We start from the raw sequence: 24,634 nt of genomic DNA, 5'->3' as shown, positions 1-24,634 counted from the left end.
GCAACGAGAGGTCAAAGGTATCATGACGCAATATGTCTACACCTTCGGAGGGACCGCGGTTTCGGACGATCCGCGCGCGAAGGACAAGACGATCACCGGCGGGAAGGGTGCGAACCTTGCCGAAATGGCATCTATCGGCCTGCCGGTGCCTCCGGGCTTCACGATCACGACTGAAATGTGCGTCAAATATTTGGCCGAAGGGGCGAATTTCGACGACAGTCTGCGCGCCGAGGTCGCCACTGCGCTGAACGATATCGAACGGACCGTTGGCAAGAAATTCGGCGATCCGGCCGATCCGTTGCTCGTTTCTGTCCGTTCGGGCGCGCGCGTTTCGATGCCCGGCATGATGGATACCGTGCTCAACCTCGGCCTCAACGACGATACAGTGGTGGGCCTTGCCGCAGTTTCGGGCGACGAAAGGTTCGCGTGGGATTCCTACCGCCGGTTCGTCCAGATGTATTCCGACGTCGTGCTCGGCCTCGATCACGGGTTGTTCGAGGAAGCGCTCGAAATCGCCAAGGAAGACAAGGGCTACTATAACGATATCGAGCTGACCGCCGACGACTGGAAGGCGCTTGTCGCCGAGTTCAAGGAAGTCGCGGAGCGCGAGCTTGGCCGCCCGTTCCCGCAGGATCCGGCCGAACAGCTGTGGGGCGCGATCGCGGCCGTTTTCGGAAGCTGGGATTCGGAACGTGCGAAAGTCTATCGTCGGCTGAACGACATTCCCGGCAGCTGGGGCACGGCCGTCAACGTGCAGGCGATGGTATTCGGCAACATGGGCGATACCTCGGCCACCGGCGTTGCGTTCACGCGCGATCCTGCGACTGGCGAGCGCGTCTATTACGGCGAATACCTGATCAACGCGCAGGGCGAAGACGTTGTTGCCGGCATCCGAACTCCGCAATACCTGACAAAGGCTGCGCGCGAAGTTGCAGGGGCCACCGCGCCTTCGATGGAAGAGGCGATGCCGGACGCATACGGGCAGCTCGCGAAGGTCTTCGACCTGCTCGAAAAGCACTATCGCGACATGCAGGACATCGAGTTCACCGTGCAGCAGGGCACGTTGTGGATGTTGCAGACCCGGAGCGGCAAGCGCACCGCCAAGGCCGCGTTGAAGATGGCGGTCGAAATGGTCGCGGAAGGTCTGATCGACGAAGCGACCGCGATCCGGCGCATCGATCCGATGGCGCTCGACCAGCTACTACATCCGACGCTCGACCCCACGGCGGAACGTCACGTGCTGACCGTCGGTCTGCCCGCATCTCCGGGTGCGGCTTCGGGCAAGGCGGTGTTCGATGCCGATACAGCCGAAGTTTGGGTGGAACGTGGCGAAGACGTGATCCTCGTCCGCGTCGAAACCAGTCCCGAAGATATTCACGGCATGCATGCCGCAAAGGGCATTCTGACCGCGCGTGGCGGAATGACCAGTCACGCGGCGGTTGTCGCCCGTGGCATGGGCCGCCCCTGCGTTTCGGGTGCGTCGGCGCTCTCGATCGATCGCAAGGCAAAAATCGCGCGGATCGGATCGACTGAAATCCGCGAGGGCGATGTCTTGACCCTCGATGGATCGACGGGCGAGGTCATGCTGGGTTCGGTGCCCACGATTGAGCCGGAACTTGTTGGCGATTTCGCAACCTTGATGGTCTGGGCCGATGGCCAGCGGCGCATGAAGGTGCGCACGAACGCTGAAACACCTGCCGATTGCAAGATAGCGCGCCAGTTCGGCGCCGAAGGCATTGGCCTTTGCCGCACTGAACACATGTTCTTCGATGCAAGCCGAATTTCGAGCGTGCGCCAGATGATCTTGGCAGAGGACAAGCAGGGCCGCGAGATGGCGCTGGCCAAGTTGCTCCCGGAACAGCGCAGCGATTTCAAGGCGATCTTTACCGAGATGGCGGGCCTGCCGGTCACAATCCGGCTGCTCGATCCCCCGCTGCACGAATTCCTGCCGCACGGCGATACCGAGTTCGAGGAACTGGCCGAAATCACCGGGTATGGCGTCGATCACCTGAAGCGCCGGGCCGACGAACTGCACGAATTCAACCCGATGCTGGGCCATCGCGGCTGCCGCCTGGGCATCACGTTCCCCGAAATCTACGAAATGCAGGCGCAGGCCATTTTCGAAGCGGCCATCGAAGTTGCGGTTGAAAGCGGCGACGCCCCGGTGCCGGAAATCATGATCCCGCTCGTCGCCACCAAGCGCGAGCTGGAAATTCTGAAGGCGCTGGTCGACAAGATCGCCGGCGAAGTCTTTGCCGCCAAAGGCAGCACGATCGAATATCTGGTCGGGACGATGATCGAATTGCCGCGGGCCGCCTTGATGGCGGGGGAGATCGCGGAGGAAGCCGCGTTTTTCTCATTCGGCACCAACGATTTGACCCAGACGACGTTGGGCGTGTCGCGCGACGATGCGGCCCGCTTCCTCAATCCATATGTCGAAAAGGGCATTTATCCGCGCGATCCATTCGTCAGCCTCGACATCGAAGGCGTGGGGCAGCTGGTCGAACTGGGTGCCGACCGGGGCCGAGCGACACGTCCCGACATCAAGCTCGGCATCTGCGGCGAACATGGCGGCGACCCCGCATCTATTGCGTTCTGCGAAAAGGTGGGTCTCGATTACGTATCAGCTTCACCTTATCGCGTGCCGATCGCGCGATTGGCCGCTGCACAGGCGGCGCTGAACCGCTAATTCGCGCGGCTCAGGTCCGTAGCGCGGGGCTCCACCCGCTGAGCGTAAGCACTTCGAATCTTTCGCGGACAAGGCCGTCGGATCCGGCCTCGTCCGCGAATGTCTTGCGGGCGCGCATCAGGGCTGCCTTCCCCAACGGTGGGCCGGGATCGGCGAGTACGTTTCCGATCGCTTGCGCGCGCAGATCCCCGACCAGCTGGTCGAGGTTTTCAAAACCGACGTCGAATCCCCAGCCATCGACGACCGGGCTGGCGAACCCGATGCGCGTCATCAACTGTCCTGCGGCCCGAACGTCGACTTGCGGGTGAATTCGCGGGGCGGGGCGTTCACCATCAGCCGCCAGCATCGCGGCGCGAAGGACGGGAAGGCTGCCTGCGCCTGAGAAACTGGCGATCATCAAGCCATCGGGTGCAAGGGCGCGTCGCATCAGCATCAGTGCGCCGGGCAAGTCGTTCACGCTGTCCAGCAGGCCCAGCGACGCGATCAAATCGTATGGTCCCCCCGGAAGTGGGCATTCTTCGTCGATGGCGAGGCCGAACAAGTCGCTGGGATCGGCGCGCGTGACCACTGCCGATGCGTCCAGACCGTCCGCGAATGCTCCGGTCGTGTCTCCGATGACGAGCACCTTGGCGAAATTGCGGTTGAGGAACCCGAGCCGGTCGAGAGCGTCCCCTGCTATTTCTCGCGCCAGCGTCGACACGGCCGTACCGGATGAACGCATCTTTGCCATGCGGCGACGCGCGTTCAACCTGCGACGGGAGGAGAAAATGCGTGGGGGGGAAGGGGCATTCATTTGGGCCGTCTGCCGGGGAACATCGCCCGGTGCAAGCTTGCTTCGATCGGAAGGGCGGGGCACAGCATCGCCGTGTCGCTTCGCCTGATCCTTGCCCCGATTGTCGATTTCGTGTTCCCGCCGCGCTGTCCCGCGTGCGGCGATGCGATTGCGGGCGGTGCACCCGCTGGCGACGATGCCCTCTGCGCCGATTGCTGGACAAAGCTGAAGCTTCCGGGCGAACCATCGTGCGCCGCTTGCCAGCGCCCCTTCGGTGCCGATCATCTGGGTGTCGATGCCCTATGCGGTCGCTGTCTTACGCAATTGCCGTGCCATGATGGGATCGTTGCCGCCACGATCTATGGGGACATTTCGCGCCAGATGGTGCTCGACCTCAAGCATGCCGGGCGCATCGCGCTTGCTGGACCGATGGGCCGCACGTTGGCCGCCCGCATCGGGGATCGCACTGGCCCGGACACGATCGTCGTGCCCGTGCCGCTCCATCGCTGGCGGCTGTGGAAGCGCGGATATAATCAATCTGCCCTGATGGCGAAGGCCATCGCGAAAGCGCGTGGTTGGGCCCACGGCCCCGATGTGCTGCGACGCGTCAGGGCGACACCTAGCCTGGGCGGTCTCAATCCTGCCGAACGGACGCGGGCGCTAATGGGGGCGATCGCAATCGCTCCGCGGTGGCGCGACAGGATCCGTGGGCGCAGCGTCCTGTTGGTGGACGACGTGCTGACCAGCGGGGCGACAAGCGATGCCTGTGTGCGGGCGTTGAAAGCGGCCGGCGCGGGCAAGGTACTCTTTGCCTGTTATGCGCGCGTCATTGACGGTGATGCGGTCGTTGCGCTGAATGCCGGGCAAAATGGTGTGGCGCAAACGGAAGCGCCCGGGGCGAATGACCCCGGGCGTCCCGCGTGACTAATCGAGCATCTGGCGCATCAGGGACCCCGTCGATCCCGTGCTGCCGCCCGATCCCCTCAATGTTTGGCGGCGCCCCCCGGCACCACCGATTTCCCTGAACGTAGACCGCATCCGAGGACGTCTGCGATAACGTTTGCCCCTGCAGGCGTCCGGCTCCCTCAAGCCGTGGGTGCCTTCTGCCCATCAAATCCTATGCTGAGAAGGGCGTATGCACCTTGGGCATGGAAATTGTGCAACGGTGTGCCTATCGTGCAACATCAGGCCTGCCGAGACGCTTCGGGGGGCATTATTAGTATCAAAAGGCCCCGAGATGACCGAATCTGACATCGAGACCACCAACAGGTTCGAACCTCGTTTCGACGTAAGCGGACTGATAACCGCAGTCTGCGTCGATGCGGCGGGCGGCGAGGTGTTAATGGTCGCGCACATGAACGCCGAATCGCTCGCCATGACGCGTGAGACGGGCTTCGCCCATTTCTGGTCACGGTCGCGTCAGATGCTCTGGAAAAAGGGCGAATCGTCTGGTCATGTCCTGCGCCTGGTCGAAATGCTCGTCGACTGCGATCAGGACTGCCTTGTCCTGCGGGTGGAGGCCAACGGACCCGCTTGTCACACCAATGCACGCACCTGCTTCTACCGGAAGGTAACGCCTGACGGTCTTTTGCAAAGAGGTTGACGTTAACGTCAACGTCAATTACAGCGGCGGCATGACGAAGGTGACCGAAGCAACTGCAAATGCGAGAGACGATTGGACCATCGCCGAACTGTCGGCGGAGTTTGGCGTCACACCTCGCGCGCTTCGTTTTTACGAGGAGCGAGGGTTGATCTCGCCACGGCGGGTCGGCACCCAACGCGTCTATACAGAGCGGGATCGCGCGCGCCTCCACTGGATTGAACGCGCCAAGAGCGTTGGCTTTTCGCTCACCGAAGTGGGCGAGATGCTCGATCTCTATGATCTCGACGACGGTCGCCACATGCAGCGCCGCGTCACCATCGAACGTTGCCGCGAACAGCTGGCCAAGCTGGAACGGCAACAGAAAGACATCGTTTGGGCCATAGGCGTCCTCAAGGACTTCATCCCTGAAGTCGAGGCCGGTTTGAGCCCGAAAGTCGGAGAGGACTGACATGCCCACTTACACTGCCCCCGTGCGCGACACGCGCTTCGTTCTCGAACAGGTCATCGGCTTGCCCGAATTGGCCGGGAAACCGGGTTTCGAAGCCTTGGAAGCCGACATGATCGAGCCGATCCTCGAAGAAGCCGGACGTTTCTTTGCCGAAGTGGTCGCACCGACCAATCTGCCGGCCGACAAGGAAGGCTGCACCCGCCACGAAGACGGCACGGTGACGACCCCGGCGGGCTTCAAAGCCATGTACGAACAGGTTCGCGATGCGGGCTGGACCACGTTGGCCATGCCGGTCGAGCGGGGCGGGCAGGGCCTGCCCGGCGTGTTGAGCTTTGCGGTCGAGGAATTCATGACCTCGGCTAACATGGCGTTCGGCATGTATTTCGGCCTGACATCCGGCGCAATCGAGGCCATCGAGGCGCGCGCGTCCGACGAGCTGCGCGCACTTTACGTGCCCAAGATGGCGAGCGGTCAATGGACCGGCACGATGAACCTGACCGAACCGCACGCAGGCACTGATCTTGGCCTGCTGCGCACCCGCGCCGAGCCGAATGGCGACGGCAGCTTCGCAGTTACCGGAACCAAAATCTTCATCTCTTCGGGCGAACACGACCTGACGGAGAACATCATCCACCTCGTTCTTGCCCGTACGCCTGATGCGCCCAAGGGGGTTAAGGGCATTTCGATGTTCATCGTGCCCAAGTTCATCCCCGACGCGGATGGCAATCCGGGCCAGCGCAACAGCTTGTCCTGCGGTTCCATCGAAGAGAAGATGGGCATCCACGCCAATGCAACATGCGTGATGAACTACGACGGGGCGACCGGTTGGCTTGTCGGTGACGAGAACAAGGGCCTTGCCGCTATGTTCATCATGATGAACGCGGCGCGGCTCTGGGTCGGCCTTCAGGGTTATTCGCAGGCCGAGAACGCCTATCAGAACGGTGCTGCTTATGCGCTTGATCGGCGTCAGGGCCGAGCGCTGACCGGACCGACGGAGCCGGGCGAGATTGCCGACCAGTTGATCGTGCACCCCGATGTGCGCCGTCTGCTGCTCGATTCACGCGCCCGCGTCGAAGGGATGCGCGCGCTGGGCCTGTGGGTCGCGTTGCAGGCTGACCTGTCACGCCACGGTAGCGAAGAAGATCGTGCCAAGGCTGACGATATGGTTCAGTTGCTGACCCCGATCGTGAAGGCCATCGGCACCGACATCGGCATGCGTGTCGCGTGCGACATGCAGCAGGTGTGGGGTGGCCACGGCTATATCGCCGAAAACGGCATGGAGCAGTTCGTTCGCGATGCCCGCATCACGCAGATCTACGAAGGCGCAAACGGAGTGCAGGCCATGGATCTCGTCGGGCGCAAGCTTGCGATGCATGGCGGTCGCGCGATCCAGACTTTCTTCGGCATGGTCGACAAGGAAATCGCGGCAGCGGGCGAGGACGAACGTTTCGCGACGTTGAAGGGCGCGCTTGCCAAGGCGAACGGTGAATTGAAAGCCGCGTCGATGTGGCTGATGCAGAACGGCCCTGCCAATCCGAACAACATCGGTTCGGCAGCGTATCATTACATGGAGATTCTGGGCCTCGTGTCGATGGGTTGGATGTGGCTGCGCTCGGCCAAATCGGCTGCGTCCGCGCTTGCCGATGGGGCCGATGACGCGGGCTTCATGGAAGCCAAGTTGATCACCGCGCGGCACTTTGCCGAAAGCCATTTGCCCGAAGCAGGCGCACTGCGTCGCAAGCTGGAGGCAGGCGCGGCAACCGTCATGGAGATGCCGGCAGAAGCGTTCGCTCGTAACGGCTGACCGCTTAGCGGGGGAATATTTCGTCCAGCAGAAGCATCGCGGCCGACCAGCTTTGCCGGTCGGCCCGTGCGTCATAGGCAACGGCGGGATTGTCGCGCAAGTCCGAAGCGGGGTCTGTAAATCCGTGCTTCGCTCCTCCGAAGACCATCAGTTGCCATGCGGCATCGGCGGCATCCATTTCGGCTTCGAACGCCGCGACATCGCTGCGCGGGACCATGGGATCGGCATCGCCGTGGCAGACGAGGATCACCGGATCGATTGCGCCCGACGCCGGGCAGTCCGTTGCCAGCAATCCGTGAAAGCTGATCGCGGCCCGCATGTCCGCTCCGCCCCGCGCTAGTTCGAGCACGGCCTTCCCGCCCATGCAGAATCCGATCGTGGCGAAGGGCATGTCGGGTACCGTTTGCCGCGCGGCCATGAGGTTCGCGTTCAAAACCTCGCGGAAGCGTGGAGTGTCCGCCATCATCGCGCGCCCTGCCTGCATAACGGCATCGAAATCGGCGGGAGCGCGCGCACCATAGAAATCACCGATCACGGCAACGAAACCGGCATCCGCCAGCATTCGCGCCCGGCGGTCCATCGCCTCGTTTCGGTTCGCGATGGTCGGCAGGATCAGCACCGCGCCGCGCGGGGTTCCGACCGGGCGGACGAGGGCCGCTCCATAGGCGATGCCATCATGGTCGAACGCGACCGGTTCGACGCCCATCATTCGGGAAGGAAGTCCGGCACGGAGAGATAACGCTCGCCGGTGTCGTAATTGAAGCCCAGCACGCGTGACCCTGCGGGAAGTTCGGGCAGCTTTTTCGCAATGGCGGCCAGCGTCGCACCCGAACTGATCCCGACCAGCAGGCCTTCGATCGTCGCGCACTTGCGGGCCATATCCTTCGCCGCATCGGCACCGACCTGAATGGCGCCGTCTATGGCACGCGTGTGCAGGTTGCCGGGAATGAAGCCCGCGCCAATGCCCTGGATCGGGTGCGGGCCGGGCTGACCGCCGGAAATGACCGGGGAAAGCTCTGGCTCGACGGCATAAGCCTTCATCGCGCTCCATTTTGCTTTCAGCGCTTCGGCACAACCAGTGAGATGTCCGCCCGTGCCGACGCCGGTGATCATCACGTCGATCGGTGTGTCTGCGAAATCGGCAAGGATTTCCTGCGCCGTGGTGCGGACATGGATGGCGATGTTGGCCGGGTTCTCGAACTGTTGCGGCATCCAGCTTCCGGGCGTCTGCGACACCAGTTCCTGCGCCCGGGCCAGTGCGCCCTTCATGCCCAGTTCGCGCGGCGTAAGATCGAAGCTCGCGCCATAGGCCAGCATCAGCCGGCGGCGTTCCAGCGACATCGATTCAGGCATGACGAGGACCAGCTTGTAGCCCTTTACCGCCGCGACCATCGCCAGCCCGATACCGGTGTTGCCCGACGTAGGCTCGATGATCGTGCCGCCGGGCGACAGGTGCCCGTCCGATTCGGCCTGTTCCACCATCGCCAGAGCGATGCGATCCTTGATCGATCCGCCGGGGTTCGACCGTTCCGACTTCACCCACACTTCATGATCGGGAAACAGCCGCGACAGGCGTATGTGCGGGGTGTTGCCGATCGTAGCGAGTACGTTGTCAGCCTTCATTGTCGCGGCTCCTTAGGTTTACTCCCGGTAGGCGGGAGCGAATGTGCGGGCATTTTTCAGTTCGGGAAATGCGAATGCCCAGATCAACGTCACCATTACAGCGCCTGCGCCGCCGAAAACAACCGCTCCCGTCGCGCCGATCAGAGCGGCGGCAATGCCAGACTGCAACTCACCCAGCTCGTTCGATGCCGAAATGGCTAGTCCCGAAAGCGACGATACCCGCCCACGCATGGAATCCGGCGTGTTGAGCTGAACCAGCGAGTTGCGGACAAATACCGAAACCATGTCCGCCGCGCCCAGCACGACAAGCACCGCGAGGCTCAACAGGAGATAGCTGCTGAACCCGAAAATCGCGGTCGCCAAACCGTAGATCGCCACGGACCAGAGCATCTTGACGCCGACGTTGCGTTCCATCGGCTTGAACGCAAACCATAACGCCACCAGTCCCGCGCCGACCGCCGGGGCAGCGCGCATCCAGCCCAGACCCACTGGGCCGACCTGAAGGATGTCGCGGGCAAAGACGGGCAGCAGCGCCGTAACCCCGCCCAGCAGGACAGCGAACAGGTCGAGCGATATGGCGCCCAGCAGAAAGCGATCGTGCCACACGAAGCGCAGTCCGTCCCTGATCTGCCGCAGCGGATGTACGGTGAGGTCGATATCGGGGCGGCGTATCGGCTTGATCGCCGCAATAAGCCCCGCCGATAATGCCAGCAGCACGACCGCAAGGATATAGGGCAGGGCAGGGAAAACCGCGAATGCCATGCCGCCCACCGCCGGGCCGAGAACGGCGGCAAACTGCCACGCGATGGCGTTCGTCGCGATGGCGCGCGGGATGACTTTTGCCGGGACGAGGTTCGGCGCAAGCGAGTTCATCGCAGGACCGAAGAAAATCCGCGCCACCCCATGCAAGGCCGCCAGCGCGAACAGCAATGGCAGGGTCAAGATTTCAAGGTAGGTCGCAAGTCCAAGGCCGGTCGCCACCAGGATGTCGGTAAGGACCGAGATGACCGCAACGAGCCGGCGATCGTACCTGTCGGCAACGACGCCCGAAACCGGCGTCAGCAGAAATAGGGGGACGAACTGCACAAACCCCAGGATGCCGAGCTGGAACGCGGCAGTGCTGGGGCTCATCCCATAATCGGACCGCGCAACGTCGTAGACCTGCCAGCCCAGCACGACGACCAGTGACATCGTGGCAATCACACCGCAGAAACGAGCGACCCAGAACAGTCGGTAATCGCGATAGGCGAGCGGGTGGCGCGTGTCGGGAATGGCACCAGACGCTTCGAGCGATTCTTCCATTTGTAACGAAGTCTCTCAGGCGGCTGGCGTAAACTTGCCTGTCGACTCGTCCAACCAGTGCAGGAGCCCGTCCGATATCGCAAAAAACCCGCCACGCAACCGCAATTGGCCGGATTTTTCCTTGTGCTGGATGCACGGGAAAGTGCGCAGATTGGCGATCGATACCTTCACCGCCGCCTGCTCCATCGCGCGTTCGGCGCCGCGGCCTTCGGTCCCATAGTCGGCCGCAACCTGGTCACGCGCGTCGTCGAGCAGTTCGATCCAGTCGGCGATGAACCCGCCTTCGCCGGGAACAGCGCCCTGCATCGATTGATCGAGCGCCGCTTTGCAACCGCCGCACATGCCGTGACCCAAAACGAGGATCTCCTCGACTTTGAGCACCTGCACCGCGAATTCAAGCGCAGCCGAAACGCCGTGATGGCCGGGTGTCGTTTCGAACGGTGGGACCATCGCAGCCACGTTGCGCACGACGAAGATCTCTCCGGGATCGACATCGAACACTTGCGCCGGGTCGACCCGGCTGTCCGAACAGGCGATCACCATTACCTTCGGCTCCTGCCCTTCGCGCAGCCGCATCCAGCGTTCCCGTTGGGGATGCCACATCTTGTCGCGAAAGCGCCGGTAGCCGGCATTGAGGGCGTCGAAAGCTTGCGGAGAATCAGTCATGCCAAACCCTTTGCCGCCAAGCATTGCGACTGGCAAGCGAGCAGCCTATGTGAGGCGCATGAACGAGATACCCGCAGCATCCGACTTGATGACCGAACAGCAGGCCGAACGCCGCCGCAAGCCCGACTGGATTCGGGTGAAAGCGCCGACTAGCAAGGGATATGCCGAAACGCGTCGGCTGATGCGCGAGCTGAAACTCAATACGGTCTGCGAAGAAGCGGCCTGCCCGAACATCGGCGAATGCTGGACGAAAAAGCACGCGACGGTGATGATTTTGGGCGACGTCTGCACACGAGCTTGCCGTTTCTGCAACGTGAAGACCGGGATGCCGCGCGTGCTGGACCCGATGGAGCCGGTGAACGTCGCAACCGCGGCTGCCGAAATGGGGCTTGAACATATCGTCATCACGTCGGTCGATCGCGATGATCTGCCCGACGGGGGCGCGGGCCATTTCGTCAAGGTGATCGAAGAACTACGCAAGCGCACGCCAAACACCACGATCGAGATCCTGACACCCGACTTTCGGGGCAAGATGAAGCGCGCGGTAGCCGCCATCGTCGAAGCGCGGCCCGACGTCTATAACCACAACCTCGAAACCGTGCCGAGGCTTTACCCCACGGTTCGCCCTGGTGCGCGTTACTACGCGTCTTTGCGGTTGCTTGAGGAAGTGAAGAACCTCGACCCTTCGATCTTTACCAAAAGTGGGATTATGCTGGGGCTGGGCGAACAGCGTCTGGAAATCCATCAGGTGATGGACGACATGCGAACTGCCGACATCGATTTCCTGACGATGGGCCAATACCTGCAACCAACACCCAAGCATCACAAGGTCATTGATTTCGTAACCCCTCAGCAGTTCGATGCGCTGGGTTCGATCGCCCGGGCCAAAGGCTTCCTTCAGGTCGCGTCCAGCCCATTGACCCGGTCGAGCTATCACGCGGGCGAAGACTTCGCCGAAATGCGCGCGGCGCGCGAGGCGAAGCTCGCCAAGGCTGCCGCGACGAAGTGAGCCTTATCGACTGATGCCGAATATTCGCGAGTTCCGCGAACTTCCCTACAGCGCGGCGCAGATGTTCGATCTGGTCGCGGACGTTGGCAAGTATCCGCAGTTCCTGCCGTGGGTCGTCGCCACCCGCGTGCGGTCTGACAACGATCACGAAATGGTCGCCGACATGATGGTCGGGTTCAAGGCGCTGCGCGAGAAGTTCACGTCGAAAGTCACCAAGGATCGCCCAACGCGCATCCTTGTCGAATATGTCGACGGTCCGCTCAGCCATCTTGAGAACATCTGGCATTTCGAACCGCTGACCGCCCATTCGTGTCGGATCGACTTCAGCGTCGATTTCACGTTCCGCAACGCGGTGTTCGAGGCGCTGGCCGGACAGTATCTCGACCGGGCGTTCCGCAAGATGGTCGGCGCGTTCGAAAAACGCGCACATGAACTTTACGGCGAACCCGCGGTCTGACGCTTAAGGCTGTTCCGTCGGCTCGACGGGCGGAGTGACTTTGGGAAGCAGCAGTTCCAGCGCACAGATCGCCGCCTTGTGGCGCACTTCGGCCCGAGTGGTGCAAGCGAACTTCATCAGCTCGGCTGCCGGTTCCTTGTCGTCCGGGTCCTTGCGGCGCGCGCGGGCAAATATGACTGTGCCGACAGGCTTTTTCTCGCTGCCGCCTTCGGGTCCGGCGATGCCGGTGATTGCTACAGCCAGATCGGCGCTCGAATGTTCCAGCGCGCCTTGCGCCATCGACCATGCGACCGCGATGGAAACCGCGCCGAACGTCTCGATCAGATCGGACGGGACCGAAAGCATCTCCATCTTCGCGTCGTTGGAATAGGATATGAAAGCACGGTCGAGCACGGCCGACGATCCGGGGATCTCGGTCAGTGCAGCGGAAACGAGGCCGCCAGTGCAGCTTTCGGCGAGCGCAATCGTCGTGCCACGCTCGCGATGGGCGTCGATGACTTGTTGTGCCAAGGCGACGAGGTCGGGGGGGAGAAGTGAGTCCATGGGGTCCGTCTGTCTGCTAAATCCGGCAGAATTGCGATGGGATGGTCATTTCGTGCATAACAAAACCTGTGCTTGCGCCGCGATGCCTTCGCCTCGGCCGGTAAACCCCAGCCTTTCGGTGGTCGTCGCCTTCACCGATATCGATCCGATGTCAACGTTCAACAGTTCGGCGATCCGCGCGCGCATGACGTCGCGATGGGGGCCGACCTTGGGCGCTTCGCAGATGATGGTGATGTCGGCATTGGCGATGGCATAACCGGCATCGCGGGCGAGCGATGCGGCATGTGACAGGAATATGTGCGAGGCAGCGCCTTTCCAGCGTGAATCGCTCGGCGGAAAATGTTGACCGATATCGCCCAATGCCGCCGCGCCCAAAATCGCGTCAGTTAGCGCGTGGAGCGCGACGTCCGCATCGCTGTGCCCCGAAAGCGTGCGATCGTGCGCAATGTGCACGCCGCACAGCCACAGTCCTTCGCCCGGGACGAGCCGGTGGACATCGTATCCGCTGCCGATGCGTAACGGCGTAGGGCCGCGCGCGGCATCGGCCCGCGCGAAATCGGCCGGGTGGGTCAGTTTCTCGAGCATGGCGTGTCCTTCGACGATGGCGACCTTGCCGCCGATGGCGCGCACCATCTGAGCATCGTCCGTCGCCTCGCGGTCGGACGGCCATTTGCGGTGGGCGTGGAGCAAGGTTTCAAACCGAAAGGCCTGCGGCGTCTGGATACGCCACAGCCCATCTCGCGGCACCGTATCGCCCAGATCATCCGCGCCGCGTGCAAGCGTGTCGACCACGGGCAGGGCGGGCACCGCGCCATCATGATCGGCAAGAGCGGCGATGAGCGCATCGATCACCGACGCGGGACAGAAGGGCCGCGCAGCATCGTGGACGAGCACGTTATTTGCCCCACCGTCCCGCACGATCGCGGCAAGAGCATTAGCCACCGAATCGCGCCGCTCCGCCCCGCCGATTTCAAACTGCGGGATGGGCAACGGGGAAATGGCCTGCGCGAACATGGCCTCTTGCCCTTCGCCGATCACGCAGATCACGCGATCGATTGCAGGATGCCCCGTAAATGCCGACAGGCAATGCGCGACCAGGCTGCGGCCGGCGACCGCGCGATATTGTTTGGGAAGACCCGAACCTGCCCGCTCGCCACGTCCGGCGGCGACGACGATGGCGACAGTCTGCGCCGAAGGATCTTCATTCGCAATCATGGCGCCGGCGCATAGACCTTGCCGTCGAACCATGCCAGCCCCGCCGCAAACGACGTTGCATGCGGCCCTTGCCGCCCGGCACGCTTTCGATTAAACGGCTGCCTAAATTTTAGGCACATTCGCATATGCAGCATCCTGTTCCCCCTAAGCTGGCCCCGGTCCAGATCGGCCCCGTCTCGGTTGCAAGCCCCGTCATCCTTGCGCCCATGACCGGCGTGACCGACCGCCCGTTCCGCACGCTCGTGCGTCGGTTCGGTTCGGGTCTCAACGTCACCGAGATGATCGCCAGCCCCGCCATGATCCGCGAAACGCGGCAGTCGCTGCAAAAGGCGGACTGGGATCCTTGCGAAGAACCGGTATCGCTGCAGCTTGCCGGGTGCAGCCCTGCCGAAATGGCCGAAGCGGCCAAGCTCAACGCCGACCGCGGCGCGGCCATCATCGACATCAACATGGGCTGCCCGGTTAAAAAGGTCGTCAGCGGCGACGCTGGCAGCGCGCTGATGCGCGACCTTCCGCTGGCCGCCAGCCTGATCGAGGCGACGGTAAAGGCGGTCGACGTGCCCGTCACAGTAAAGATGCGGATGGGCTGGGACCATGTCAGCCTGAACGCCCCCGAACTCGCACATATCGCTGAAGATCTCGGCGCAAAGCTGATTACCGTCCACGGCCGCACCCGCAATCAGATGTACAAGGGTTCGGCCGACTGGGCCTTTGTCCGCAACGTCAAGGATGCGGTCTCGCTGCCGGTCATCGTCAACGGCGATATCTGCGGCATCGACGACGCGGCCACCGCGCTTGCGCAAAGCGGTGCCGATGGCGTGATGATCGGGCGCGGCGCTTATGGCAAACCGTGGCTTCTGGGACAGGTGATGGATTGGCTGGACGGACGTGAGGTTCGCCCCGATCCGACGCTTGCCGAACAATACGCGCTCATCGTCGAACACTACCACGCGATGCTCGAACACTATGGCACTCACACCGGGGTGCGCATGGCGCGAAAGCACCTGGGCTGGTACACTAAGGGCCTGACCGGCTCGGCCGAATTTCGCAACAAGGTGAACTTTGTCGACGAAGCCGATGCCTCGTTGGCGATGATCCGCGACTTTTACGTCCCCCTGCTCGATGCCGAGCCTTGCCGGAGGGCTGCGTGAGCTTTCTGCGGCAGGCTGTCGATCTACCCGATTCCGATCGCCTGATCGCGAGCCTGCCGCAAGCGGTCGTCCTTCTTCGCCCCGGCCTCAAGATTGCCTCTGTCAACGCGGCGGCCGAACAATTGTTGGGGCAGGGTGCCCGCCGCCTGACCGGCAAGGCGCTGTCAGCCGTGATCGAATTTGCCGAAACGCGCATCATCGACATGATGGCCGATAGCGAGGTCCAGATCAGCGCGCGCGACATCGCCGCAAAAATCGGGAAAACGGACGCCGCCCGCCTCAACCTCGCGATCGCCCCGGTGGCGGGTTACCCCGGCTGGCAGGTGCTGACCCTGAACGCACCGACCGAGCTGGAAGCCCTTGACGGCGTGTCTGATGCGGAGCGCGAGAATTCAGTTCTGCGCGCGCCCGAAATTCTCGCGCACGAAATCAAGAATCCCCTGGCCGGCATCCGGGGCGCAGCGCAGCTCATCGCCCGCAAGCTTCGCGCCAAGGACCGCCCGCTCGCCATCTTGATCGCCGAGGAGGTGGACCGGATCGCGCACCTGATCGACCAGATGCAATCGCTGTCGAGCCGGACGCGCGAACCTGCGGTTCCGGTCAACCTGCATGTCGCCGTCCGCCGTGCCCGTGCGGTCATCGAAGCGAGCGGAATAGAGGGCGTGGTGCTAGTGGAGGAATTCGATCCTTCGCTGCCCGAAGTAATGGCAAACAGCGATGCGCTGATGCAGGTGCTCATCAACCTGATGACCAATGCGGTCGAAGCTTGCCGCAACGCAGACAGACCAACGGTGCGGCTGCGAACCAGGTTTGCCAGCGGCATCGCGCTGCACGGCCACGGCCGGCAATCGCCGCTCAGGCTGCCGATAGAGATCATGGTGTCCGACAACGGCCCCGGCATCGACCCGCTCGTTCGCGACCATCTTTACGAGCCGTTCGTGACGTCGAAGAAAAGCGGGCAGGGCCTTGGCCTCGCGCTGGTGCGCAAATTGTTGCGCGATATGGACGGTCGCATCAGCCACGACCGCGACAAGTTCGCAGGCCAAACCAATTTCCGCATCCACCTGCCCGTCGCCGACACCGGTGCACGGACCTTGCCAGATGTCGGCACGGACGATCGAGGAGTGATTTCGTGAGCGATCCCGTCCTGCTGGTCGAGGACGATATCTCGATCGCCATCGTCATCACCACCGCGCTGGAAGACGAAGGTCTCAAGGTCGTTCGCTGCGACACGATCGCGGAGCGGGACAGGCTCTTGGGCGCGCGGACCTTCTCGCTCATGTTAACCGATGTGGTGCTGAAGGATGGTGACGGGATCGAGACGATCGATGTCGCCCGCAACCAGCATCCCGACATGCCGATCATCATTCTGTCGGCCCAGAACACGCTTGATACGGCCGTTCGGGCGACAGACAGTGGCGCATTCGAGTATTTTCCAAAGCCATTCGACCTCGACGAACTGATCCATGCGGTAAAGCAGGGGATCGGCAGTTCGGCAGCCCCAGTCATGCCCACTCAGGACGAGGGTATGGCCCTGCCACTGGTCGGTCGCTCACCCGCGATGCAGGCCGTATATCGCATGATCACGCGGGTCCTTCGCAACGATCTCACCGTCCTCATCCTTGGCGAATCCGGAACTGGCAAGGAACTGGTGGCCGAAGCGATCCATCAGCTTGGCGGGCGTGGTCGAGGCCCGTTCGTCGCGATCAATACCGCCGCGATCCCTGCCGAATTGATCGAATCCGAACTGTTCGGCCACGAAAAGGGCGCGTTCACTGGCGCGGTTAACCGCCACATCGGCAAATTCGAACAGGCGCAGGGCGGCACGTTGTTCCTTGACGAGATCGGCGACATGCCGATGCAAGCGCAAACGCGGCTTCTGCGCGCGCTGCAATCGGGCATGATCCTGCGTGTCGGCGGGCGTGAGGAAGTGCCGTTCGACGCGCGCATCATCGCCGCGACGAACAAGGACCTCGCTCCGATGATCGCCGAAGGGACCTTCCGCGAGGATCTCTATTACCGGCTCAACGTCGTGCCGATACAGCTTCCTCCGTTGCGCGAAAGGGGTGAGGATATTGCCGCCCTCAGCCGTCATTTTCTGAATCAGGCCGCGCGCGACGGACTGCCCGTTCACATGTTGAGCGACGGGGCTGCCGACCTTTTGTGCCTTCAGCAATGGCGCGGCAACGTGCGTGAGCTAAAGAATTTCATCTATCGCGTCGCCCTGATGGCCCGGGATGACGTGATCGACGAACAGACGATCCGCAGCGCACTTGTCGAAGACGGCGGCCCGCTACGGCACGAGCGCGCGGCCGTCGCTTCCGGAGTCGCGATGGCGGATCGCGGCGACGACCTCGCGGGCGCCTTGGGTCGTTGGCTCACCGCCAATTCCCCCGCCTCGGGCGAAATCTACGCCAAGGCCATCGCCGCGTTCGAAAAGCCCCTGTTCGCCCACATGCTGGACACGACGGGAGGTAACCAGCTGAGGGCAGCCCAGATGCTTGGGATCAATCGTAATACCCTGCGCAAAAGGCTTGTGGAGCTTGAAATCGACCCTGACGGTTTCGCCGCAAAAGGCCATTCGGCAGCAAATTAGCGTTGATCGGTTGATTTGATCGCTGTCAGGGCTTGCAATCGGGCAACATCACTGTTGTAAGTTCGCAACGATGACTATCGAAACCAGCGAAAATGCATCGCTTGCGGTGGATCGCCGCCCCTTGCCGGGGCCGGAGGGTCTCGACTGGTCGCGTTTCAGCCGCAGATTCGGTGTTTTCTGGTATCGTGCCAACGGGTTCGTGCTGCTCGAACTTCTGTTGCTGGCAGTGCTCCTGCTCGTGCTATTCGGCGGCTGGCTCACGCTCGGCGCTGACGAGAGCAAGGGGCAGTTGCTCCCGCTCACGACGACGACGTCGCTGCTCGTCGCTACGCTGATACCGGCGATGGGTCTCTTGATGCTGCTGGGGCGGCGGCTCGCACTACGCCGTGCGCGCAGGCTGACCGGAAGCACCGGACGATTGCACGTCAGGTTGGTATTCTTCTTCTCGCTGATCGCAGCGGTGCCGACGCTGCTGGTCGTGGCATTCGCGTCATATCTTTTCCAGTCGGGCGTCGAGTTCTGGTTTTCCGAACGTTCGCGCGGATTGCTCGAAGACGCAAACCAGCTCGCGCGCGGATATTACGAACAGAACTTGCGTGACATCGGTGACGAGACCGTCGCGATGGCAGGCGACGTGCGGTTCTATCTGAGCCAGGCGAACATCGCCTCTCCCGAATTCGCAGAGGCCTATACCCGACAAGTCATCATCCGCGAATTGAACGAATCCGCCATCATCGAACGGGGCAAGGACGGCATGGTCCGCACCGCCGCCATCGTCGATCCCGACGAAGAAGCGGGGCCGCACCGGATCGAACCGTCGGTATTCGATCGCCTGGCCAAGGGTGAAACGGTGGTCGTGTCGGCAACTGCGAAACGGATCGAGGCGGTGACCCCGCTCGACACCACGCGCGGAATTTTCCTATATACCGCTCGGAAATCTGATGAACAGGCGCAGAGCCAGTGGCAGCGCGCGCAAAGTGTGCTGGCCAATTACGACAGCCTGATCGGCAACGCCCGCAAACTGCAACTGCAATTCAACATCGCCCTTTTGGGCGTGTCGCTGGCGCTGGTCGCGCTTGCGGTCTGGTTCGCCCTGCGCTTTGCCGACCGGCAGGTTGAGCCGCTGGCGGAATTGCTCGCCGCCGCGCGTGACGTGGGGTCTGGCGATTTCTCGAAACGCGTAGCGGGTCGCACCGGCAACGACGAGATCGGCCTGCTCAACCGCGCCTTTAATCGCATGACCGAACAGATTGCCGGACAGACGCAAGCTCTGATCGAGGCGAACGAATTGCTGGTCGAACGCCGCGCCTTTACCGAAGCGGTGCTCGATTCGGCTACTGCCGGCATCGTGTCGGTCGACGACGACGGGAACATCCTGCTCATCAATGGTTCGGCCATGGCGATGCTATTCGACGGTGGCGAGGGCAAGGCTATCGGTCGTCCGCTGGCAGAAATCGCGCCCGCGCTGCGGGATCAGCTTGTCGCCGGGCGGAACAGCGGCATCGTGCAGCAGTCGCGCGGCACCGACACCCGCACGCTTGCCGTCAAGATCGCCCGCACCCGCCACGGCAGCGTTCTGACGTTTGAAGACATTACTCGCCAGCTTCTCGATCAGCGCCGCGCCGCATGGTCGGACGTCGCGCGCCGCATCGCTCATGAAATCAAGAACCCGCTAACCCCGATCCAGTTGGCGACGGAGCGGCTGAACCGTCGTTATCGCCGCCAGATCAGCACCGACATCGAACTGTTCGACGAACTGACACAGACAATCATTCGTCAAGTGGGCGACCTGCGTAAAATGGTCGACGAGTTCTCAAGCTTTGCGCGAATGCCCAAGCCCAGTTTCCGAGACGAGGACATGACCGATCTCGTTCGGCAGGCCATGTTCCTGCAGGAAGTCGGTAACTCGCATATTTCCTACCGGTTTGAAGGCGAAGAAGGCGACACGACCATTGCTTGCGACAGACATCAGGTCGGTCAGGCGATGACGAACGTCCTCAAAAACGCAGCCGAGGCGATCGAGACCCGCGCCAGCGCCGCAAACGTCGACGAAGACTATAAGGGACGCATCGTCGTTCACCTCAAACCGGACCGCGAAGGACTGACCGTTACCGTCACCGACAACGGCATAGGTTTGCCGCGCGAAGGCAGAAACATCGTCGAACCCTACATGACGACGCGCGAAAAGGGCACGGGCCTCGGCCTAGCCATCGTGCAGAAGATCCTGGGCGAGCACGGGGGTAATATCGCATTCGAAACGGCGGAAGACGGCGGCACGCGCGTGCGGCTTCGCTTCTCGCGCAATCCCCTGGCCGACCTAGCGCCGGATGACGGCAAGGAAGCGGCCGAATGACACAACGACCGGAACGGACCTGATGGCACTCGATATCCTGATCGTCGACGATGAACGCGACATTCGCGAACTTGTTGCAGGCGTACTATCCGATGAAGGTTATGACTGCCGCACCGCAGGGGACAGCATCTCCGCGCTGGGCGCGATCGACGAACGGCGGCCCAGTCTGGTCCTGCTCGACGTGTGGCTCCACGGATCGCCCATGGACGGGCTGGAAGTTCTCGACGCGATCAAGCAGCGCGAACCGGACCTGCCGGTGATTATCTTTTCAGGCCATGGCAACATCGATACCGCTGTCTCTGCCGTCAGTCGCGGGGCTGTGGACTTCATCGAAAAGCCGTTCGAATCTGAACGGTTGATCCATATGGTTGAACGCGCGACCGAAACTGAACGCCTCCGCCGCGAAAACGCGCAGCTGCGGCAGGGCGGAGACGGGGCGTTCGATGAATTCAACGGATCGTCCAGCGCCATCAATTCAGTCCGCGCGACACTGAAGCGGGTGGCCGGGACGGGAAGCCGGGTGCTCATCACCGGACCTGCCGGCTCGGGCAAGGAAGTCGCTGCTCGGCTGCTGCATAATTGGAGCACGCGCGCCGACAAGCCGTTTGTCACGATCAATTCCGCCCGGATCACACCCGAACGGTTCGAGCAGGAACTGTTCGGAGAGGAACAGGACGGCAAGTTGGTCCGAGCCGGGCTTCTCGAGATGGCGGACGGCGGCACGCTGTTTTTCGACGAAGTCGCGGACATGCCCGAGTCGACGCAGGCCCGCATCTTGCGCGTCCTGACCGACCAGGCCTTCGTCCGAGTCGGTGGCAACCGCCAGTTGCGTGTCGATGTTCGCGTGGCATCGGCGACTTCCCGTGATCTTGAAGAGGAGATCGCTGAACGCCGGTTTCGCGAGGACCTGTATTATCGGCTTAACGTGGTGCCGGTGGCGATCCCTTCGCTGGCCGAACGAAGGGGCGATATTCCGATGCTGGTCAACCACTTCTTCGCGCGCCTTGCCGCGGCGCAGGGCATCCCGCCACCGGCGGTCAGCGACGATGCCATGGCGGTTCTGCAAAGCTACGAATGGCCCGGAAACGTGCGCCAGCTGCGCAACGTGATCGAACGGACGATGATCCTTGCCCCGCGCGACAGGCTAAGCCTGATCGAGGCGGACATGCTTCCTGGCGAGATCACCCAGGAGGAAAATGGCGAGGGCGCGGGCATAGCGGCAATGATGGGAATCCCGCTGCGCGAGGCGCGCGAACAGTTCGAGCGGGAGTACTTGCGCATCCAGATCCGAAGATTTTCGGGAAACATCTCTCGCACCGCGACGTTTATCGGGATGGAGCGCTCTGCGCTGCATCGGAAATTAAAAACACTTGGTATCTCTGACCGGCGTGAGGACGAGGATTGAACCCTCCCGCTTCCTGAATAATTAGCTGCAAAGCATCCGGTAGGGTGCTAAACTAAATCTGGTTTTCGGTCGGTGTCCGTTGCGTCACCGGCCAGATCGCGGACGGGAAAATATTCCGCCGCCAACAAAAAGGAGGCCAAAAATTGGCTGGCAAGACTCTCTCAATCCGCACTTCCTCTTCGTCCGATGAGCCGGACGCCGCACCCCAGACGGAACTTGAACCCGAATCGCCTGTGGCAACGCCAACGGCTAGGCCGGCGGCCAAGCCAAAGGCAAAAGCTGTGGCAAAGAATTCCAAAAAAACCGAGGCAAAGACCGCGGCAAGTACCGCCTCCGCATCGAAGGGCAAGAACCTGCAGGATCTATTTCTTAATCACGTTCGCCGTCACAAGACCCCTGTGACGATGTTTCTCGTCAAGGGCGTAAAGCTTCAAGGCATCGTGACGTGGTTCGACAATTTTTCGATCCTGTTGCGCCGCGACGGTCAGTCGCAGCTCGTTTACAAGCACGCGATCAGCACAATCATGCCGACGCAACCTGTCGACGTCGACTTGTTCCAGATTGCCGAAGACGCAAAGGGCAAGCGCCAGTTGCAGGACGTGTTCCTGACGTCAGTCCGGGACGCAGGCGTTCAGGTGACGATGTTCCTGATCAACGGCGTCATGCTGCAGGGCCGTATTGCGGCCTATGACCTGTTCTGCATGTTGCTGGAACGCGAAGGTTACGTGCAACTCGCCTACAAGCACGCGGTTTCGACCGTGCAGCCGGTTACCCACGTCGACCTTTCGGGCGACTGGGACGACGAAGACTGAACTGGAAAATATTCTGAACGACGAAGTTGCAGGAGAAGTAGCCCGCGGCGCGCGCGCCGTGGTCGTCATGCCGGATATCCGCTCTGCCCATGTGGCAGAGCCGGAGGCCCGGCTTGAAGAAGGCTGCGGCCTTGCTCTGGCGATCGGCATCGTGGTGGTGGACAGCTTCATCATCCCGATCCGATCGGTAAAGGCGGCAACGCTGTTCGGGTCGGGGCAAATCGACCGGATCAAAGCTGCATGCGACATGGAAGACGCCGAGCTTGTCATCATCGATGGCGCTCTGTCGGCCATTCAGCAGCGCAATCTGGAAGAGAAGATCGAGCGCAAGGTCATCGACCGGACCGGCCTGATCCTCGAAATATTCGGCGAACGCGCGGCCACGGCCGAAGGACGATTGCAGGTCGAACTCGCGCATCTCGATTACCAGGCAGGCCGTCTTGTCCGTAGTTGGACCCACCTTGAACGTCAGCGCGGGGGTTACGGCTTCTTGGGCGGTCCGGGCGAAACGCAGATCGAAGCTGACAGGCGGCTGATCCGCGACCGGATGGCGCGCTTGCGCCGTGAACTGGAGCAGGTCCGCCGCACGCGCGCTCTGCACAGGGCGCGGCGGGGCAGGGCACCTTGGCCTGTCGTGGCGCTCGTCGGCTATACCAACGCGGGAAAATCGACGCTTTTCAACCGGATGACCGGTGCGGACGTGATGGCCGAAGACCTTTTGTTTGCGACGCTAGACCCGACGATGCGCGGCATTTCGTTGCCGGGCGTTGAAAAGGCGATCCTGTCGGATACGGTTGGGTTCATTTCCGACTTGCCGACACAGCTAGTCGCCGCATTTCGCGCTACGTTGGAAGAAGTCACCGGCGCCGATGTCATCGTCCATGTCCGAGACATTTCGAGTCCTATGACTGAAATGCAAAAAAGCGAGGTCGAGCAGGTTCTCGCCGATCTCGACATTAATACGGGTGAAGAAGGCGCACTGACGATTCCGGTAGTCGAAGCGTGGAATAAATGGGATCTCGTCGATACCGAGCGTCAGGCGGAATTGCTGGAAAAAAGCGAAGTCGACGGATTGCCCATCGTGCCAATCTCCGCGCTGACGGGCTTCGGTGTCGAAGCGCTGGAACGACAGCTTTCCGAAATCCTTACCGCGTCGGCTCGGGTCCACAGCTTCCGCTTGTCGGCAACGGACGGGCAGCGCATTGCGTGGCTTCATGCTCATGGCGAAGTCTTGCGCGAGCAGTCGACCGAAGATGCCGAGGGAGCGCCTCAGCTGGAAATGGATGTGCGGCTCGATCCCCGAGAATTTGGAAAGTATCTCAGTCTCACAGAGACTTGACGGTCATTCTTCAGATTTTACACGATTCCACAGACCGTCCTGTGCACTGAGATCGAGGCTGGCGAAATCCTCGCCTGCGGCAATGGCCATGACTTCCATGCCCCGGAAACGCCTTTCGAATTTCCTGTTGGCGGCTAACAGGGCGTCTTCTGCGGTGATATCATGTTTGCGCAGCCAGTTTACCATGGCGAACAACATGTCGCCGGCTTCTTCCAAGCGATGCGCCGCGTCCTCCGCATCCTCGAATTCGCCGATCTCCTCGCGCAGCTTGTCCCCTGCGCCGACAGCGTCCGGCCAGTCGAAACCCACTCGTGCCGCGCGCTTCTGAAGCTTTTCGGCGCGGAGCAGGGCCGGCAGCCCCATCGCGACACCATCAAGGGCACCGACTTGGGCCTTTCCCTGACGTTCGGCAGCTTTGATCGCTTCCCAGTTGGCGCGAACGGCCGTGACATCCTTCGGCGCAACCTCGCCAAAAATGTGCGGGTGGCGGCGCTCCATCTTTTCGGAAATGCCCGTGGCGACGGTCTGGAAATCGAAATGTCCTGCTTCTTCGGCCATGCGCGAATGGAAAACGACCTGCAGCAGCAAGTCGCCAAGTTCGTCACGAAGATCCGTCATGTCGTGGCGTGCAATCGCATCGGCGACTTCGTACGCTTCTTCAATGGTATAGGGAGCGATCGACCGAAAATCCTGCGCGAGATCCCATTCGCATCCATCTTCTCGGTCTCGTAGTCGGGCCATGATGGCAAGCAGACGGTCAATTGGACGGAGAGGGGATTCGGTCATGCATCCCGGCTAAAGCGTCCCCGCATCTGCCGCAATGGCGAGATGCGCTTACCGGTGGCCG

General features: G+C 62.0%; 22 protein-coding genes. 14 read left to right on the top strand and 8 right to left on the bottom strand.

The features are described from left to right. Positions 1-22 precede the first annotated feature (22 nt). Positions 23-2,689, top strand: coding sequence for a pyruvate, phosphate dikinase (ppdK, locus tag EKN06_RS02980; RefSeq protein ID WP_127611366.1), 2,667 nt, complete (start codon positions 23-25; stop codon positions 2,687-2,689). 10 nt (positions 2,690-2,699) lie between these two features. Here ppdK and EKN06_RS02975 read toward each other — a convergent pair whose 3' ends face one another. Beyond that, positions 2,700-3,419 carry a methyltransferase domain-containing protein gene (locus tag EKN06_RS02975; protein WP_240654571.1) on the bottom strand — a complete coding sequence of 240 codons (720 nt, stop codon included), beginning with the start codon at positions 3,417-3,419 and terminating at the stop codon, positions 2,700-2,702. A 135-nt stretch (positions 3,420-3,554) separates the two neighbouring features. Here EKN06_RS02975 and EKN06_RS02970 point away from each other — a divergent pair, with 135 nt between their 5' ends. The 4 genes from EKN06_RS02970 to EKN06_RS02955 all read left to right on the top strand — a co-directional run bounded on the left by EKN06_RS02970 (position 3,555) and on the right by EKN06_RS02955 (position 7,316). Continuing rightward, positions 3,555-4,385: a ComF family protein gene (locus tag EKN06_RS02970; RefSeq protein WP_127611364.1), complete on the top strand. Its 831-nt coding sequence runs from the start codon at positions 3,555-3,557 to the stop codon at positions 4,383-4,385. Between the two features lie 313 nt (positions 4,386-4,698). Further along, positions 4,699-5,064 carry a phosphoribosyl-AMP cyclohydrolase gene (gene hisI, locus EKN06_RS02965; protein ID WP_127611363.1) on the top strand — a complete coding sequence of 122 codons (366 nt, stop codon included), beginning with the start codon at positions 4,699-4,701 and terminating at the stop codon, positions 5,062-5,064. A 31-nt stretch (positions 5,065-5,095) separates the two neighbouring features. Beyond that, entirely contained in the window at positions 5,096-5,512 is a 417-nt protein-coding gene (locus EKN06_RS02960) for a MerR family transcriptional regulator (RefSeq protein ID WP_205693796.1), read from the top strand. Position 5,513: 1 nt separating this feature from the next. Beyond that, complete coding sequence (locus EKN06_RS02955) at positions 5,514-7,316, top strand: acyl-CoA dehydrogenase C-terminal domain-containing protein (protein ID WP_127611362.1); 1,803 nt, start codon at positions 5,514-5,516, stop codon at positions 7,314-7,316. A 4-nt stretch (positions 7,317-7,320) separates the two neighbouring features. On the opposite strand, the gene EKN06_RS02950 is transcribed toward EKN06_RS02955, so the two are convergent. The 4 genes from EKN06_RS02950 to EKN06_RS02935 are packed head-to-tail and all read right to left on the bottom strand — an operon-like array spanning position 7,321 to position 10,907. After that, positions 7,321-8,025, bottom strand: coding sequence for a dienelactone hydrolase family protein (locus tag EKN06_RS02950; RefSeq protein ID WP_240654570.1), 705 nt, complete (start codon positions 8,023-8,025; stop codon positions 7,321-7,323). Further along, positions 8,022-8,939: a cysteine synthase A gene (cysK, locus tag EKN06_RS02945; RefSeq protein WP_127611361.1), complete on the bottom strand. Its 918-nt coding sequence runs from the start codon at positions 8,937-8,939 to the stop codon at positions 8,022-8,024. Before cysK ends, EKN06_RS02950 begins: the two co-directional genes overlap by 4 nt. A gap of 18 nt (positions 8,940-8,957) precedes the next feature. Further along, positions 8,958-10,241: an MFS transporter gene (locus tag EKN06_RS02940; RefSeq protein ID WP_127611360.1), complete on the bottom strand. Its 1,284-nt coding sequence runs from the start codon at positions 10,239-10,241 to the stop codon at positions 8,958-8,960. Positions 10,242-10,256: 15 nt separating this feature from the next. Further along, entirely contained in the window at positions 10,257-10,907 is a 651-nt protein-coding gene (locus EKN06_RS02935; protein WP_127611359.1) for a carbonic anhydrase, read from the bottom strand. Between the two features lie 58 nt (positions 10,908-10,965). Between EKN06_RS02935 and lipA the strand changes: the two genes are divergently transcribed. Both lipA and EKN06_RS02925 read left to right on the top strand, forming a co-directional pair. Next, positions 10,966-11,916 carry a lipoyl synthase gene (gene lipA, locus EKN06_RS02930; RefSeq protein ID WP_127611358.1) on the top strand — a complete coding sequence of 317 codons (951 nt, stop codon included), beginning with the start codon at positions 10,966-10,968 and terminating at the stop codon, positions 11,914-11,916. A 13-nt stretch (positions 11,917-11,929) separates the two neighbouring features. Continuing rightward, positions 11,930-12,373 carry a type II toxin-antitoxin system RatA family toxin gene (locus EKN06_RS02925; protein ID WP_127611357.1) on the top strand — a complete coding sequence of 148 codons (444 nt, stop codon included), beginning with the start codon at positions 11,930-11,932 and terminating at the stop codon, positions 12,371-12,373. Between the two features lie 3 nt (positions 12,374-12,376). Here EKN06_RS02925 and EKN06_RS02920 read toward each other — a convergent pair whose 3' ends face one another. Next, a complete protein-coding gene (locus EKN06_RS02920) occupies positions 12,377-12,916 on the bottom strand; it encodes a CinA family protein (RefSeq protein ID WP_127611356.1) in 540 nt (179 codons plus the stop codon). Between the two features lie 45 nt (positions 12,917-12,961). Beyond that, entirely contained in the window at positions 12,962-14,131 is a 1,170-nt protein-coding gene (locus EKN06_RS02915) for a bifunctional 2-C-methyl-D-erythritol 4-phosphate cytidylyltransferase/2-C-methyl-D-erythritol 2,4-cyclodiphosphate synthase (RefSeq protein ID WP_127611355.1), read from the bottom strand. Positions 14,132-14,256: 125 nt separating this feature from the next. Between EKN06_RS02915 and dusB the strand changes: the two genes are divergently transcribed. From dusB to hflX, 7 genes are all read left to right on the top strand, one after another. Then, a complete protein-coding gene (dusB, locus tag EKN06_RS02910) occupies positions 14,257-15,282 on the top strand; it encodes a tRNA dihydrouridine synthase DusB (protein WP_127611354.1) in 1,026 nt (341 codons plus the stop codon). Continuing rightward, entirely contained in the window at positions 15,279-16,418 is a 1,140-nt protein-coding gene (locus tag EKN06_RS02905) for a two-component system sensor histidine kinase NtrB (protein WP_127611353.1), read from the top strand. Before dusB ends, EKN06_RS02905 begins: the two co-directional genes overlap by 4 nt. Continuing rightward, positions 16,415-17,878 (top strand): sigma 54-interacting transcriptional regulator, encoded by a 1,464-nt coding sequence (locus EKN06_RS02900; RefSeq protein WP_127611352.1) that lies wholly within the window; start codon positions 16,415-16,417, stop codon positions 17,876-17,878. The genes EKN06_RS02905 and EKN06_RS02900 overlap by 4 nt, the downstream gene beginning before the upstream one ends. Before the next feature lie 70 nt (positions 17,879-17,948). Further along, positions 17,949-20,231, top strand: a complete 2,283-nt coding sequence (locus EKN06_RS02895) for a sensor histidine kinase (protein WP_127611351.1) — start codon at positions 17,949-17,951, stop codon at positions 20,229-20,231. 22 nt (positions 20,232-20,253) lie between these two features. Beyond that, positions 20,254-21,636 (top strand): nitrogen assimilation response regulator NtrX, encoded by a 1,383-nt coding sequence (ntrX, locus tag EKN06_RS02890; protein ID WP_127611350.1) that lies wholly within the window; start codon positions 20,254-20,256, stop codon positions 21,634-21,636. A gap of 281 nt (positions 21,637-21,917) precedes the next feature. Then, a complete protein-coding gene (gene hfq, locus EKN06_RS02885; protein ID WP_127611349.1) occupies positions 21,918-22,448 on the top strand; it encodes an RNA chaperone Hfq in 531 nt (176 codons plus the stop codon). 67 nt (positions 22,449-22,515) lie between these two features. Further along, a complete protein-coding gene (hflX, locus tag EKN06_RS02880; RefSeq protein WP_127611958.1) occupies positions 22,516-23,787 on the top strand; it encodes a GTPase HflX in 1,272 nt (423 codons plus the stop codon). A gap of 3 nt (positions 23,788-23,790) precedes the next feature. On the opposite strand, the gene mazG is transcribed toward hflX, so the two are convergent. Continuing rightward, positions 23,791-24,573, bottom strand: coding sequence for a nucleoside triphosphate pyrophosphohydrolase (mazG, locus tag EKN06_RS02875; RefSeq protein ID WP_127611348.1), 783 nt, complete (start codon positions 24,571-24,573; stop codon positions 23,791-23,793). Between the last annotated feature and the right edge of the window lie 61 nt (positions 24,574-24,634).

Source organism: Croceicoccus ponticola (genome assembly GCF_004004515.1).
Lineage (GTDB): Bacteria > Pseudomonadota > Alphaproteobacteria > Sphingomonadales > Sphingomonadaceae > Croceicoccus > Croceicoccus ponticola.
The sequence above is the reverse complement of the archived record's forward strand: the minus strand, read 5'-3'. Positions and strand labels throughout refer to the sequence as shown.